Source organism: Sphingomonas sp. GV3 (assembly GCF_031082075.1).
Lineage (GTDB): Bacteria > Pseudomonadota > Alphaproteobacteria > Sphingomonadales > Sphingomonadaceae > Sphingomonas > Sphingomonas beigongshangi.
Genome location: NZ_JARWLE010000001.1, coordinates 536,363 through 549,604, shown reverse-complemented (window position 1 = coordinate 549,604; position 13,242 = coordinate 536,363). Strand labels below are relative to the sequence as shown.

Below are 13,242 nucleotides of genomic sequence, written 5' to 3'. Positions count from 1 at the left end.
GGGCAACACCCTTGCCCTAGGTGCTTGCGCTGATGGAGCTATGAGCGCAAGGTGACAGTCCGATGACAACCCCGCCGCGGGATGGCTCGCGCGATCGACGGATCGAGGACCCATCCAACCTCTACCTGATCCACCCGGCGGCCCACGCTTTGCTGGGGCGCGCGCTGGCCTGGCGGGTGTCGGCCAACAGCGTATCGATCGTCGGACTGGTCAGCGGTGGCATGGCGGCGGCGGCCTTCTCGCAATGGCACCATCCGGCCGCTGCCATCGTCGGCCTCGTCTTCGCGGTCGTCTGGTTAGTCGCCGATGGGCTGGACGGCATGATCGCGCGCGCCACCGGCACCGCCAGCGCGCTCGGGCGTATCCTTGACGGGTTGTGCGATCACGGCGTCTTCACGCTCATCTATCTCTCGCTCGCCTTCTCGATCGGGACCGTCGAGGCCTGGGTGCTCGCCGTTCTTGCCGGCGTCGCGCATGCGGTGCAGTCCAGCCTGTACGAGGGCGAACGCGCGCGTTTCCACCGGCGTGTCCGCGGCCAGCCGCTGGCCGCCGCACCGACGCCGACGGGCCCTTGGTTCGTGCGGCTTTATGATTCCGTCGCGCTGTCGGTCGATCGCGCGGCGATGCCGTTTGAGCGCCGCTACGCCGCTGCATCCGACCGCGAGGCTTTCGCCGCAGCCTATGCGACGCGTGCGGTGCCGGTGATGCGGCTCGAGGCGCTGCTTACAGCCAACGTCCGCGTGCTCGCGATCGTGCTCGCCTGCCTTGCCGCGCGGCCGTCATTGTTCTGGTGGTTCGAAATCCTGCCGCTCAGCGCGATCTGCGCGATCGGCCTCTACCGACACCGGCGCGTCGAGCGTGGCTTCGTCCACGCCAACGCGCCCGTTCCAACCTTCCTTTCCAGTGAACAGGGTCAATCATGACGTCCATCAACATCGCGATCATCGGAATCGGCAATTGCGCCAGCTCGCTGGTCCAGGGCCTCGAATATTATCGCGAGGGCACGAACGACACGATCGGCCTGATGCATTGGGAGGTCGCCGGCTACAAGCCCAGCGACATCAAGGTCGTCGCGGCCTGGGACGTCGATGCACGCAAGGTCGGCAAGGACGTCGCGGAGGCGATCTTCGCCAAGCCGAACTGCACCGCCGTCTTCGCGCCGAACGTATCCGCGACGGGCACGATCGTGCGGATGGGCGCGGTGCTGGACGGCGTCGCAGACCATATGGGCGATTACAAAGACGAGCGGACCTTCCTCGTCGCCAACGACATCCAGCCCTCGAAGGCCGATGTCGTCGCCGAGCTCAAGCGCTCGGGCGCCGAGGTGCTGATGAACTACCTGCCCGTCGGCAGCCAGGAAGCGACCGAATTCTACGCCGAATGCGCGCTCGAGGCGGGCGTCGCCTTCGTCAACAACATCCCCGTCTTCATCGCATCGAACCCCGAATGGGCGGCGAAGTTCGAGGCGGCGGGCGTGCCGATCATCGGCGACGACATCAAAGCGCAGCTCGGCGCGACGATCGTCCATCGCGTACTGACCGATCTGTTCGCGAAGCGCGGCGTGAAGCTGGACCGGACCTACCAGCTCAATACCGGCGGCAACACCGACTTCCTCAACATGGCCAACCATCGCCGCCTCGCGTCCAAGAAGGTGTCGAAGACCGAGGCCGTGCAGTCCGTTGCCGCGGAGCGGTTGGAGGACGATAACGTCCACATCGGCCCGTCGGACTATGTCCCGTGGCAGAACGATAACAAGGTCTGCTTCCTGCGCATGGAGGGGCAGCTGTTCGGCGGCGTGCCGATGAACCTCGAGCTGCGCCTGTCGGTGGAGGATTCGCCGAACAGCGCGGGCGTCGCCATCGACATGATCCGCTGCGCCAAGATCGCGCGTGACCGTGGTCTGAAGGGCGTGATCGATCCGGCCAGCGCCTATTTCTGCAAGCACCCCCGCACGCAGATGACCGACGACATCGCGCACGCCGAGGTCGAGGCGTTCATCAAGGCCGCCTGAGTCGCATGCTGACCACGGGCCTGCTGCTCGCCGCCGGTGCCGGCAGCCGCCTGCGCGGTGTCGCACCGTACAAGCCGCTGTGTCCCGTCGCGGGTCGGCCGCTGATCGACCATGCGCTCGAAGGTATGGCGGCAGCCGGACTGACCCGCGCGATCGTTTCGCTCGGTTACGGAGCGGACGCGATCGCCGCGCATCTGGTGGCGCGCAGCTGGCCGCTGGCGGTCGCTGTGGTGATGACCGACTGGCACCAGCCCAACGGCGTCTCCGCGCTCGCCGCGCGCGACTGGATCGGCCCTGACGGCGCGGTGATGGCGATGTGCGATCACCTCGTCCAGCCGCGCCACTACCGTCGTCTGGCGAAGGCCGGCCCGGGCAAGGGGCTCACCTTGGGTATCGATCGGCGCCTGGGCCATCCCTGGGTCGACCCGCTCGACGTAACCTGCGTCGCGACCAAGGACGACCGTATCGTCGCCATCGGCAAGGGGCTGGCCCCGCACGATTGCTACGATACCGGCGTCTTCGCGATCGGACCGCGATTCCTCGATGTGCTGGCTGGCCTCGATAGCCCGTCCCTGACCGATGGGGTTCGCGCCCTTGCCGGGAAAGGGCGCGCGCGCGTCGTCGATTGCAGCGACCTTGCATGGATCGACGTGGACGACGCCCCCGCCTTCGCCCATGCCGAGGATTGGCAGGGCAAGCTGGCGGCCTGAACCGCCAGCTCCCCCCTTCACATCTTCATCGCCTTCCGCAGGAATGCGTCGCTGTCCGCCAGCATCTTCGCGCGAACGGCGGCATCGTCGAGCTGGTGGTCGAGCTTCGGGAAGACGACCAAGGTGCTGTCCTTGCCCGACTTGCGCAGCGCCGCGTTCATCGCCTTGGACTGGTCGACGCCGACATTGATGTCCTGGTCGCCGTGGAACAACAAAACCGGCACCTTGAACCGGTCGGCGTGCCGCGCCGGCGATCCCTCGGCGATCGCGGGACCGGATCCGACCTGCATCGCCACGAGCTTCTCGTTGTCGAAGCCGATGGCCTCGCGCTTGGTCATGGCGAGGTCGGTGACGGGCGCGATCGCAATCGCAGCCTTGAACAGATCGGGATCCACGACGTTCGCCTGCAATGCCGCATAGCCGCCATACGACCAGCCGACGACTGCCAGCTTTGCCGGGTCGGCGATTCCTTCCTTGACCAGCCAACGCCCGGCATCGGTGACGTCGCCGATCGCGGTCTTCCACGACCGGAAGCCGTTATTGGCGAAAAAGGCGTCGCCATAGCCGCTCGACCCCCGGAAATTGGGCTGCAGCACCGCATAGCCCGACTGGGCGAAATACTGGACCAGCCAGTCGAAACCCCATTCGTCGCGATAGCTCGGTCCGCCGTGCGGCATGACGATCGTCGGCAGCCCCTTCGTCTTGCCGCCCGGCGGCAGCGTCAGATAGGCGGGGATCTTCGTGCCGTCGGCGGCGGTATAGGAAACCGTCTTCATCTCGGTCAGTGGCAGCCCCTCCAACTCGGGTCGGGCCAGCGCCAGCGTGTCGAGATGCTTGTTCGCCTTGGTGTACAGATAATAGACGCCCGGATCGACGTCGCTGCCGGCGAAGACGAGCAGCTGGCTTTCGTCGGCGTTGGCGGACATGAAACGGATCAATGGCGTCTTCGGCAAAGCCTTGGCCAGCGAAGCGGCCAGCTTGCGGTAGTCAGGATCGAAATAGTCGACCTGACGACGATCGGTGACGTAGGTCGCGCCGATGATGCGCCCGCGGCGGCCGATCGGCACCACCGCGGCGACATCGACTTCCGGATTACTGGATACCAGCTCCTCCTTCATCGTCCCGTCGAGCGCGACGCGGTACAGCGCCTTGCGGCCGTTCAGCGAGCGGACCGCATAAGCGACGTTACTGGTGCCGTCGACAGCGACGGGTTCGAGGACATTGTTGTCTGGCGTCGACTGGCTGAACGTACGCCATGACCGGCTACCGGCGAGGCGATATTGGTAGATGGTCTGCCCCGTCATCACGCCATCGCTGCCGCGCGTCGCGCTGACGCGGATGCGGACGTTGCCCAGACCGTCCGCGATATAGTCGGTCGCGTTCGACGACGGCGTCTCGACGGTGGACGCGCGGCCGGTGCGGGTATCGACCATCTCGACACCCAGGCCATCACCCTTGCTGGCGATGATGGTGCCGGTGCTGCCCTCGGGAACGAAGTCGTGCGTCATCAGCACCGAGCCGTCGCCGCCGCGCCAGTCGATGACGTCGCCGTCAAACTGGCTGGCGCGTAACGCGTCCGATCCTGCGCGCCGGCCGAGGTAGCGGACATTGCCGCCGTCCATGTCGAAACCGATCGTCCGCGTGTACGCTACCTTGAGACCATCGAGCTCGCTGATCCCGCGATAGCGGCAGACGAGCCGCTGGGCGGACGACCAACCGCAGCTGGTGAGTTGTAGCGGACCGCCGGATCCACCGCCGATCTGGCGGCTCTGCCCGGTCGCCGTGTCCGTGATGACGATCGTGTCGCGCCCGGCGCCGGCGCCGACCACCGCAAGGTGGCCGCCATCGGGCGCAAGACTGATGTCACGCACCGATTCCCGCGCACCGAAGCGTTCCGCCAGCGATCCACCCTCAGCCTTTGACGCCGCCGACTGCGCGGATGCAGGCCCCGTCCCGGCCACGGCGATCGCTAGCGCGCAGACGCTCCCCTTCCAATTCATCTATTGTCCCCCGGGGCGCGGGAAATCGCGCCGTCCGGATCATATCCGGGGCCAGCCGCCTCGCAAGATGGCCTCGCAAGACCGCATGGCAGCGGCCGATGCGCGCACGCGCGCCGCGCCCCTTGCCTCCCACCCCCCTTTCCGCTATGCGCCCGCGCTTCCAACCAATGGCTGGAAAATCCAAGCGGCAGGGCGCCGGGGCAACCCATCGCCCGTCACGACCGCTCGACTTGAAATGGGCCGGTTCGCCGGCCCGGAATAGAGAGTGACATGGCAAAGAAGATTACCGGCTACATCAAGCTGCAGGTGCCTGCGGGCTCCGCCAATCCCTCGCCGCCGATCGGTCCGGCGCTGGGTCAGCGCGGCGTGAACATCATGGAATTCTGCAAGGCGTTCAACGCGCAGACGGGCGACGTCGAAAAGGGTACGCCGCTGCCCACCGTCATCACCGTCTATGCGGATCGCTCGTTCTCGTTCGAGACCAAGACCGCGCCGGCGACCTATCTCATCAAGAAGGCCGCGAACCTGAAGTCGGGCTCGAAGGAGCCGGGCAAGGTGTCGGCGGGCAAGATCGCGCGCTCGAAGCTTTCCGAGATCGCGCAGGTCAAGATGAAGGACCTGAACGCCAACGACATCGAGGCTGCGACCAAGATCATCGAAGGCTCCGCCCGCGCAATGGGCCTCGAAGTGGTGGAGGGCTAAGATCATGGCAAAGCTGACCAAGAAGCAGAAGGCCGTCACCATCGACCGCGAGAAGCTGCACGGCGTCGACGAGGCGATCGCGCTGGCGAAGTCGGGGGCGACGTCGAAGTTCGACGAGACGATCGAGGTTGCGCTGAACCTCGGCGTCGATCCGCGCCACGCCGACCAGATGGTCCGCGGCGTTGTCACGCTGCCCGCCGGCACCGGCAAGACCGTCCGCGTCGGCGTCTTCGCCCGCGGTCCCAAGGCTGACGAAGCGCGCGCCGCCGGCGCCGACGTCGTCGGTGCGGAAGATCTGATGGAGACCATCCAGGGCGGCACGATCGATTTCGATCGCTGCATCGCGACGCCGGACATGATGGGCGTCGTCGGCCGTCTCGGCAAGGTGCTGGGCCCCAAGGGCCTGATGCCGAACCCGAAGCTCGGCACCGTGACGATGAACGTCGCTGAGGCGGTTAAGGCCGCCAAGGGCGGTCAGGTCGAATATCGCGTCGAGAAGGCCGGCATCATCCACTCGGGCATCGGCAAGGCGTCGTTCAGCCAGGAAGACCTGCGCCGCAACTTCGACGCGCTGGTCGACGCGGTCGTCAAGGCGAAGCCGTCGGGCGCCAAGGGCAAGTATGTCCGCAAGGTCGCCGTCAGCTCGACCATGGGCGCCGGCATCAAGGTCGACACCGCGGAAGTCGCGGGCGCCTGAGCCCGTCTCAGCTGCGATCACGACCATTAAAGGGGGCCGGGAGCAATCCCGGCCCTTTTTTCGTCTGAAGCCCGACCCGCGTGCGTGGAAGCGGTGCTGCGATCCAGCCTTGCCGGATCGCATACGAGCGGCATGAGCCGGCGGGCGCCAGCATCGCGCAGGGGCCCCGCATCTCCGTCGGTTTGGTCTGGTCGGTTCAGTCCGGAAAGTCCGCCGCCAGCGCCTGGTCGCGGCGCGACTCCATCTCTGCCAGCCGTTCGCGCAGCTTGTCGGTCACCGCATCGATGCCGAACTTGCCCAGAACGAGGTGTCGCGGCGGATTGGGCTCCATCGTCGCGGCGATGATCGCCTCGCCCGCACGCACCGGGTCGCCTGCCTGGCTACCGCTATATCCCTTGGTCGCCTCCATGCGCTTGCCGGCGGTTTCGGCATAGTCGACGATGCGATTGGGCGTCTGCTGCAGCGATCGTCCTGCCCAATCGGTACGAAACGGTCCCGGCTCGACGCAGGTGACGGCGATGCCCAGCGGGCCGACCTCCGCGGCAAGGCTGTCGGACCAGCCCTCGACCGCGTGCTTGCTCGCCGCATAATAGCCCGACCCGGGAAAGCCGACGAGACCGGCGACGGAGGTGAAGTTGACGATATGGCCGCTGCGCCGGGTGCGCATGCCGGGCAACACCGCCCGCGTCAGCGCGAACAGGCCGAAGACGTTGGTGTCGAACTGCGCGCGGATCGCATGGTCCTCGCCCTCCTCGACGCTGGACTGATACCCATAGCCGGCATTGTTGACGAGGACGTCGATGCGGCCGAATCGTGCCTCCGCAGCCTCGACGGCCGCCGCGATCTCGTCTCCCCGCGTGACGTCCAGCGCCAGGGCGAGTGCGCGGTCGGCCGCCCCTTCGGCCAGATCGGCAACGCGGTCGGCATCGCGCGCCGTGACGACAGCGCGCCAGCCGCGATCCAGGACCAGTCGCGCGAGATCGCGACCGAAGCCGGTCGAACAGCCGGTGATGAACCATGTCGGAGTTTCGGGAAGCGTCATGACGGAACCTTCTTGGCAGAGAAGCCCGCCAATGCCCCGGCCACGGCTGCGGTTCCGGTCAGGAGGACGGGTTCTCGCCGCCGAGTTGCGCGCTGACCGCCGCGAAGGGACGTGACAGCACCTGCCCGACCCGCTCCGCGATGCATAAGCCGGCCACAGCAACCACCCCGAGCAGGATCGCGAACTGGAAGGTGGCCGAGAAACGACGACTACGCGCCTCGCGATCGACGATGGACGCCGCGGTGATCTTGCGGCTGTCGGCACGGCGTTCCGTACCATCCGCGACGGCGGTGCCGGGCTTGAACGCCGGCGGCTTGGCCTCCACGATCGCATCGATGTCGATCCGATCTTGCGTCCGGATCCCGAAATACTGGTCTTTTTCCCAAACCACGCGGCCGACGATCACGTGATGGATGCGCCGCAATTCGATCACGGTTCCGGGCCGGCATTCGACCTTCGACGTCGCAAGGAGACCGCGCGACGACATGTTGTGGATCAGGACGTCGTGCCATTCGACGCCCGAGCGCATGCGCGCACGAACCAGGACCTTGCGCCTCGGCTCTCGCTGTCTCATGTCGCCCGCCCCGTCAGTGTGTCAGTGGTGGACCGATAAAGGTCACTCCTTAACAATCACTTAGAGCAGCGCTCATTTTGGTCAGCGCCCGTCGTGCCGAGATACCGGATATTGCGGGGATACGATCTCGTTGTCCGCTGTCCGGAATAGCCGACCGATTGTTTCCCTGGCGCCAACCGACGGCGGGCCAGAAGGCACCGCGCTCGTCGGTGGTTGACTTGCGCTGCCGTTCCGCTATGGGCGCACTCGTGTCGGCGGGCTTGCCCGACGACCGCCGTCCGAGACAGCAGGTGCCGTGGATTTGCCGCGGCTTAATCTCCTGCCGAGACGGGGACAGGATTTTCACAAGCCGCACGGCCAGCGCATGCGCGCTGCGCGTCCGGCCTGCTGCCCCTTTGCGGGTGCCTTCCCCATCGCTGGACAAACCCGATGCGGCGCATGTCGCGTCGGTCTGTAACCGGGCCTGCCGTTCGCGGCAGGTTCAGAACGTGGAGAATGGCATGGATCGTGCTCAAAAGGCCGCGGCCGTTGCCGAGCTGAACCGCACCTTTTCGGAGGTCGGCGTCGTGGTGGTTACCCGTAACAACGGGATGACCGTCGCACAGTCGACGACCCTCCGGAACCGGATGCGCGACGCCGGCGCGACCTACAAGGTCTCGAAGAACAAGCTTGCCAAGATCGCGCTCGACGGCACCGACTATGGCTCGATCGGCGACATGCTGACCGGCCCGGTTGGTCTCGCCACTTCCATCGACCCCGTTGCCGCCGCGAAGATCGCGGTGGAATTCGCGAAGACGAACGACAAGTTCGAAATCGTGGGCGGTGCGATGGGCGCGACCCCTCTCGACGTCGCCGGCGTGCAAGCGCTCGCCACCCTGCCCTCGCTGGATGAACTCCGGGCGAAGATCGTGGGCCTCATCGTCGCTCCGGCGACGAAGCTCGCGACGATCACCCAGGCTCCCGCGGCGCAGATCGCGCGCGTGCTGTCGGCTTATGCCGAGAAGGAAAACGCCTGATTCTTCAGGCGCTTGGAACGTGATTGTTTGACTTAACCGGAGCAGTTTCTGGCTCCGATCTGACACGCAAAAGGAAGTACACATGGCAGACCTGAACGCGCTGGTTGACCAGCTGAGCGAGCTGACCGTCCTCGAGGCCGCCGAGCTCTCGAAGATGCTCGAAGAGAAGTGGGGCGTTTCGGCCGCTGCGGCGGTTGCGGCGGCTCCGGCTGCTGGCGGTGGCGCTGCCGCCCCGGCCGCTGAAGAGAAGACCGAGTTCGACGTGATCCTCACCGGCGACGGTGGCAAGAAGATCAACGTCATCAAGGAAGTCCGCGCGATCACCGGCCTGGGCCTGACCGAAGCGAAGTCGCTCGTCGAGGGCGCGCCGAAGCCGGTCAAGGAAGGCGTCAACAAGGACGAGGCCGAGAAGATCAAGAAGCAGCTCGAGGAAGCCGGCGCGACCGTCGAGCTCAAGTAAGCTGCGCGACGGGGCAAGCGCTGGCCACGCCAGCCTTGCGCCGTCCGAAGCCGGCCGGCGATGCACTCGCGTCGTCTGCCGAAGAACAAGGGCGGCACCCTTTGGGGTTGCCGCTCTTTTCTTTGCGCACAGCCCATCAGACACGATCGCGGCGGCATGATCCAACACTGGCCCTTCCCGTCGCTGACGGCGCCGTTCGCTGCCGCCGGATTGTCGCCGGCACAGGGCGCATGACCGTCGCCACGTCCGATGGACTGTCTCTCGCCGGCCCCGCCCTGTCGCGCGCGAGGGTTACCCGACCTTGCTCGAACGCCAGGGCAATGGCCGCCGGTATGGCATGGCTGCCGCCGCTCATCCGGCGGGGACACGGCGTCCTGGCGAGGGAAGATCCCTGCTATTCGACGAATGCCCGCCCGCCGAGCGAGCTGGATCCCGCCACATAGGCGCTGTCTAAGCTGAGGCGCATACAGATGCCGGGTACAGGCGCTTCTGGTACCGGGTCATCGCCTTTACAGCCGCATCGCGCTCGGCCTCGACCGCAGACAAACGCTCGACGCGCTCGTCAGCGTCGGTGGACTTACCGGCTTTCGGTCGCTGGCGCCTTGCGTCGCGGGTGCTTTGATCGCCGACCACTACGACGATCTTGCGGTCGACACGGCACTCGATCAACCGATGGTCCTGATCCACAAGCCTGGCCGGCGCCATCGTCCCGGTTTCGCAAGGCCCGCACCGGCTGCCGATGCCAGGGCGTCGGCCGACACCCCTCTCCCGTTCGACGAGGCGCAAAGGCCAGCTTTTCCCGCGACGGCGGTGCTCATCCCCGTCGTCCTCGCATTCCGCGACAGCCAACGTCCGGCGGCGCCCCCGCGAGCGACACCCATCGCGCTCGGCGGCTTCGCCGTGTCGCCTTAGGGTGCGATCAAGCAAGGCTGGACCTGGACGGTACCGGTCCTCGCATCCAAAAGAAGCTATTGCTCGACGACGGGGCCGTAGGGGCGCGCCGCGAGACCGTCGTACATGCGTGGCGGCACGTCGAGCCAGAACGGGATCAACCTGTCGCTATCGGCGCGCTCGACGCCCACGGCAAAGGCGCGCCCCGCCTGCCCCGGCGCATCACCGCCGCCATGTAGGGCGTTGATCGCGACGACGGGCACGAACATCGCCCTGCCGTTCGCCGGGATGCCGCGGATCGCCTCGCGTCCATGCGCCACCACGATCCGTACGCGCCGCTCCTCGCCCGGCGCGAGCGCGAAGGGCGGCGCTGCCGGCCTCACGACGGGTTGCGCGAAGAAAGCCGCGACCTCGCTCTCCCGTCCGCTGCCGGCCTCGAGCAAGGCGGTTCCGATGCGGACGCCGCTCGCCGCGACATCGCCGTCGTTGCGCACGACCAGTTCGCCCTCGACGGTGGCGGTGATCAGGTTGAAGCCTGCCCGCCGCGGCTCGAACCGGAGCACGAGGCGCGACCGCGACGCCGGCAGGTGATCGCGGCCTCGCTCCAGCATCGACGGCGGCGCATCCGCACCCGGGGCGTCGGACACGGCAGGGATCGGCGCCGCCCGCTGGAGAAGCACCGGCGCCGGTTCCACCGGCTCCGACTCGATCGTGTCCTCGGCCGGCCTTGCCGACGAGGCCGCTTCGCTGCGACGGCGACGCAGCAGGAGGATGCCGCCGCCGACCGCAACGATGGCGACGAAGCCGGCAAGCCAGAGCGACACACCTCCACCCTCGCCGGAGGAGGATCGCTCGGATGCTGAGGGCGGCACGGCTTCGGGCGCGGTCGCCGCCGCGCCGTTCGGCACGGGCGACGGCGCGTCCGCCGGCGCGGTCGGCCGACGCGCTTCGGGCGTGGATGTGGCGCCCGTCCCGGGCAACGGCGTTGCCGCCGCCGTTGGTGTAGGTGACGGTGAAGGCAAACCGCGCGGCGTGCGCCTCGCCTCCGGCGTGGCGGTCGGTTGCGGGGTCGGCGCGGGTCGCTGGGTCCGGACCGTCGAAGGCGACGGCGCGGGCGCCGGGGCCGGGGTCGGGGTCGGGGTCGGCGCGGGTGTCGGCGATCCCTGCGGATCGGGCAGCGAAAACCGGTAGTTGTTGAGACCCGGGATGGCCTGAGGCTGTGCCGTGCTCGCGGGGACAGGCGCCTGCGTCTGGTCCTGCGCCAGCGCCGGCATGGCCGTCGCCGCCAGCACGAAGGCGATCGCGCCGACGCGACCGCGCCGCGGAATTGTCATGAACGTCGTTCTCACCATGGGGTAGTGGCGGCGTCTGGATGAACTCCGGACGACCGCCACGTGCGCTGCGACGAAACGCCCCGGTGCAACGCCGAAGCGTTGAACAGGTCCGGCGCGCCGACTGTCGACGGTCGGCATGTGCGACCGTAGCTTGCGTCAAAGTACCCGAAAGCGTTCCTTCGTTGCGCTCGCCCGCATTTGAGCGCATGGCCTTTTTGATTGGCGAAGACACTTTCCCGAAGGACGTTTGTATCATGGCCGCGAATTGGGCCCCCGACAGCTGGACCAAGGCCGAGGCCCGCCAGCTGCCCGACTATCCGGACATCGACGCGCTCGAACGCGCCACCGATCAGATCAGGAGCTTTCCGCCGCTCGTATTCGCGGGCGAAGCGCGCAATCTGACGGCTGAGCTCGCCAAGGTGCAGGCCGGCAACGGCTTCCTGTTGCAGGGCGGCGATTGCGCCGAATCCTTCGCCGAATTCCACCCGAACAACATACGCGATACGTTCCGCGTCATCCTGCAGATGGCGGTCGTCCTCACCTTCGCCTCGAAACTGCCCGTGGTGAAGCTCGGCCGCATGGCAGGACAGTTCGCCAAGCCGCGTTCGGCCCCTACCGAGGTGATCGACGGCGTCGAACTGCCCAGCTACCGCGGCGACAATGTCAACGACATCGCCTTCACGCCCGAGGCACGCATCCCGGATCCGCAGCGGCTGATCCGCGGCTACACGCAGTCAGCGGCGACGCTAAACCTGCTGCGTGCCTTCGCACAGGGCGGCTATGCCAATCTGCACCAGGTCCATCGCTGGACGCACGACTTCATGGGGCGCAGCCCCTGGGCGAAGAAATATGCCGAAACCGCCGATCGCATCGGCGAGGCGCTGGATTTCATGGCGGCGTGCGGCATCGATCCAGAGACCGTGCCGCAGCTGGCGCAGACGCATTTCTACACCAGCCATGAGGCGCTGCATCTCCCCTACGAGCAGGCTCTGACCCGGCAGGATTCGCTTACCGGCGACTGGTACGACACGTCCGCGCACTTCCTGTGGATCGGCGACCGGACGCGCTTCGAAGGATCGGCGCATGTCGAGTTCCTGCGCGGCATCGGCAATCCGATCGGCGTCAAATGCGGCCCCAGCCTCGAGCCCGACGTGTTGCTGCGGCTGCTCGATACGCTCAATCCGGCGCGGGCGGCCGGGCGCGTCACGCTGATCACGCGCTACGGCTTCGACAAGATCGAGGCCGCGCTGCCGCGCCTGGTCCGCGCGGTGACGCGCGAGGGGCATCCGGTGGTGTGGAGCTGCGATCCGATGCACGGCAACACCGTCAAGGCGGTCACGGGGTACAAGACGCGTCCCTTCGACCGCATCCTGGCGGAGGTGCGCGGCTTTTTCGCGGTGCATCGCGCAGAGGGCACGCATGCGGGCGGCATTCACGCGGAGATGACGGGCCAGAACGTCACCGAATGCACGGGCGGTGCGATCGACGTGACCGAACAGACGCTGGCGGACCGCTACCACACGCACTGCGACCCGCGGCTGAACGCCGGGCAGAGCCTGGAGCTCGCCTTCCTGCTCGCAGAGATGCTCAACGCCGAAATGGCCGAGCGCCGCAAGGCGGCGGCCTGACGCGCCTGACGTCAAGCAGGGGCGCGAATGGGAAATTCCGCGCCCCCGCTTGACGCCGACGCGCCCACCCCGTAGAGGCGCCCCTCCACCACGGACGGCCCCTTCGTCTAGCGGTCTAGGACGTCGCCCTCTCACGGCGAAAACACGGGTTCGAGTCCCGTAGGGGTCACCATTTCC

General features: G+C 67.2%; 12 protein-coding genes and 1 tRNA gene. 9 read left to right on the top strand and 4 right to left on the bottom strand.

All coding sequences use genetic code 11. From position 1 onward, the window contains the following. Positions 1-62 precede the first annotated feature (62 nt). The 3 genes from RF701_RS02485 to RF701_RS02475 are packed head-to-tail and all read left to right on the top strand — an operon-like array spanning position 63 to position 2,721. Positions 63-923 carry a CDP-alcohol phosphatidyltransferase family protein gene (locus RF701_RS02485; protein ID WP_308813983.1) on the top strand — a complete coding sequence of 287 codons (861 nt, stop codon included), beginning with the start codon at positions 63-65 and terminating at the stop codon, positions 921-923. After that, positions 920-2,011 (top strand): inositol-3-phosphate synthase, encoded by a 1,092-nt coding sequence (locus tag RF701_RS02480; protein ID WP_210358792.1) that lies wholly within the window; start codon positions 920-922, stop codon positions 2,009-2,011. Before RF701_RS02485 ends, RF701_RS02480 begins: the two co-directional genes overlap by 4 nt. A 5-nt stretch (positions 2,012-2,016) precedes the next feature. After that, entirely contained in the window at positions 2,017-2,721 is a 705-nt protein-coding gene (locus tag RF701_RS02475) for an NTP transferase domain-containing protein (protein WP_203311461.1), read from the top strand. Positions 2,722-2,738: 17 nt separating this feature from the next. Here RF701_RS02475 and RF701_RS02470 read toward each other — a convergent pair whose 3' ends face one another. After that, entirely contained in the window at positions 2,739-4,721 is a 1,983-nt protein-coding gene (locus RF701_RS02470) for a S9 family peptidase (RefSeq protein WP_210358791.1), read from the bottom strand. 270 nt (positions 4,722-4,991) lie between these two features. Here RF701_RS02470 and rplK point away from each other — a divergent pair, with 270 nt between their 5' ends. Further along, positions 4,992-5,423 carry a 50S ribosomal protein L11 gene (rplK, locus tag RF701_RS02465; protein WP_203311463.1) on the top strand — a complete coding sequence of 144 codons (432 nt, stop codon included), beginning with the start codon at positions 4,992-4,994 and terminating at the stop codon, positions 5,421-5,423. Between the two features lie 4 nt (positions 5,424-5,427). Continuing rightward, positions 5,428-6,120: a 50S ribosomal protein L1 gene (rplA, locus tag RF701_RS02460; protein WP_203311464.1), complete on the top strand. Its 693-nt coding sequence runs from the start codon at positions 5,428-5,430 to the stop codon at positions 6,118-6,120. A 196-nt stretch (positions 6,121-6,316) separates the two neighbouring features. Here the strand turns inward: rplA and RF701_RS02455 are convergent, their stop codons facing one another. Continuing rightward, positions 6,317-7,162, bottom strand: a complete 846-nt coding sequence (locus tag RF701_RS02455) for an oxidoreductase (protein ID WP_210358790.1) — start codon at positions 7,160-7,162, stop codon at positions 6,317-6,319. Positions 7,163-7,220: 58 nt separating this feature from the next. Next, on the bottom strand, positions 7,221-7,736 hold the full coding sequence (locus RF701_RS02450) for a PilZ domain-containing protein (RefSeq protein WP_210358789.1): 516 nt from the start codon (positions 7,734-7,736) through the stop codon (positions 7,221-7,223). 500 nt (positions 7,737-8,236) lie between these two features. Here RF701_RS02450 and rplJ point away from each other — a divergent pair, with 500 nt between their 5' ends. Beyond that, positions 8,237-8,752: a 50S ribosomal protein L10 gene (rplJ, locus tag RF701_RS02445; protein ID WP_210358919.1), complete on the top strand. Its 516-nt coding sequence runs from the start codon at positions 8,237-8,239 to the stop codon at positions 8,750-8,752. 82 nt (positions 8,753-8,834) lie between these two features. Further along, positions 8,835-9,212, top strand: coding sequence for a 50S ribosomal protein L7/L12 (gene rplL / locus RF701_RS02440; protein WP_115379637.1), 378 nt, complete (start codon positions 8,835-8,837; stop codon positions 9,210-9,212). Between the two features lie 968 nt (positions 9,213-10,180). Here rplL and RF701_RS02435 read toward each other — a convergent pair. After that, positions 10,181-11,437 (bottom strand): hypothetical protein, encoded by a 1,257-nt coding sequence (locus RF701_RS02435; RefSeq protein WP_308813981.1) that lies wholly within the window; start codon positions 11,435-11,437, stop codon positions 10,181-10,183. Between the two features lie 254 nt (positions 11,438-11,691). Between RF701_RS02435 and RF701_RS02430 the strand changes: the two genes are divergently transcribed. Both RF701_RS02430 and RF701_RS02425 read left to right on the top strand, forming a co-directional pair. Beyond that, complete coding sequence (locus RF701_RS02430) at positions 11,692-13,065, top strand: class II 3-deoxy-7-phosphoheptulonate synthase (RefSeq protein WP_210358786.1); 1,374 nt, start codon at positions 11,692-11,694, stop codon at positions 13,063-13,065. 96 nt (positions 13,066-13,161) lie between these two features. Further along, positions 13,162-13,237: transfer RNA gene (locus tag RF701_RS02425), tRNA-Glu, on the top strand. The last annotated feature ends 5 nt before the right edge of the window (positions 13,238-13,242 follow it).

Excerpts from the sequence above, each read along its gene's own strand:
- RF701_RS02450 (WP_210358789.1), bottom strand. The coding sequence starts at position 7,736 with ATGAGACAGCGAGAGCCGAGGCGCAAGGTCCTGGTTCGTGCGCGCATG.
- rplK (WP_203311463.1), top strand. The coding sequence starts at position 4,992 with ATGGCAAAGAAGATTACCGGCTACATCAAGCTGCAGGTGCCTGCGGGC.
- rplL (WP_115379637.1), top strand. The coding sequence starts at position 8,835 with ATGGCAGACCTGAACGCGCTGGTTGACCAGCTGAGCGAGCTGACCGTC.
- rplJ (WP_210358919.1), top strand. The coding sequence starts at position 8,237 with ATGGATCGTGCTCAAAAGGCCGCGGCCGTTGCCGAGCTGAACCGCACC.
- RF701_RS02485 (WP_308813983.1), top strand. The coding sequence starts at position 63 with ATGACAACCCCGCCGCGGGATGGCTCGCGCGATCGACGGATCGAGGAC.
- RF701_RS02455 (WP_210358790.1), bottom strand. The coding sequence starts at position 7,162 with ATGACGCTTCCCGAAACTCCGACATGGTTCATCACCGGCTGTTCGACC.
- RF701_RS02435 (WP_308813981.1), bottom strand. The coding sequence starts at position 11,437 with ATGACAATTCCGCGGCGCGGTCGCGTCGGCGCGATCGCCTTCGTGCTG.
- rplA (WP_203311464.1), top strand. The coding sequence starts at position 5,428 with ATGGCAAAGCTGACCAAGAAGCAGAAGGCCGTCACCATCGACCGCGAG.
- RF701_RS02480 (WP_210358792.1), top strand. The coding sequence starts at position 920 with ATGACGTCCATCAACATCGCGATCATCGGAATCGGCAATTGCGCCAGC.
- RF701_RS02470 (WP_210358791.1), bottom strand. The coding sequence starts at position 4,721 with ATGAATTGGAAGGGGAGCGTCTGCGCGCTAGCGATCGCCGTGGCCGGG.
- RF701_RS02475 (WP_203311461.1), top strand. The coding sequence starts at position 2,017 with ATGCTGACCACGGGCCTGCTGCTCGCCGCCGGTGCCGGCAGCCGCCTG.
- RF701_RS02430 (WP_210358786.1), top strand. The coding sequence starts at position 11,692 with ATGGCCGCGAATTGGGCCCCCGACAGCTGGACCAAGGCCGAGGCCCGC.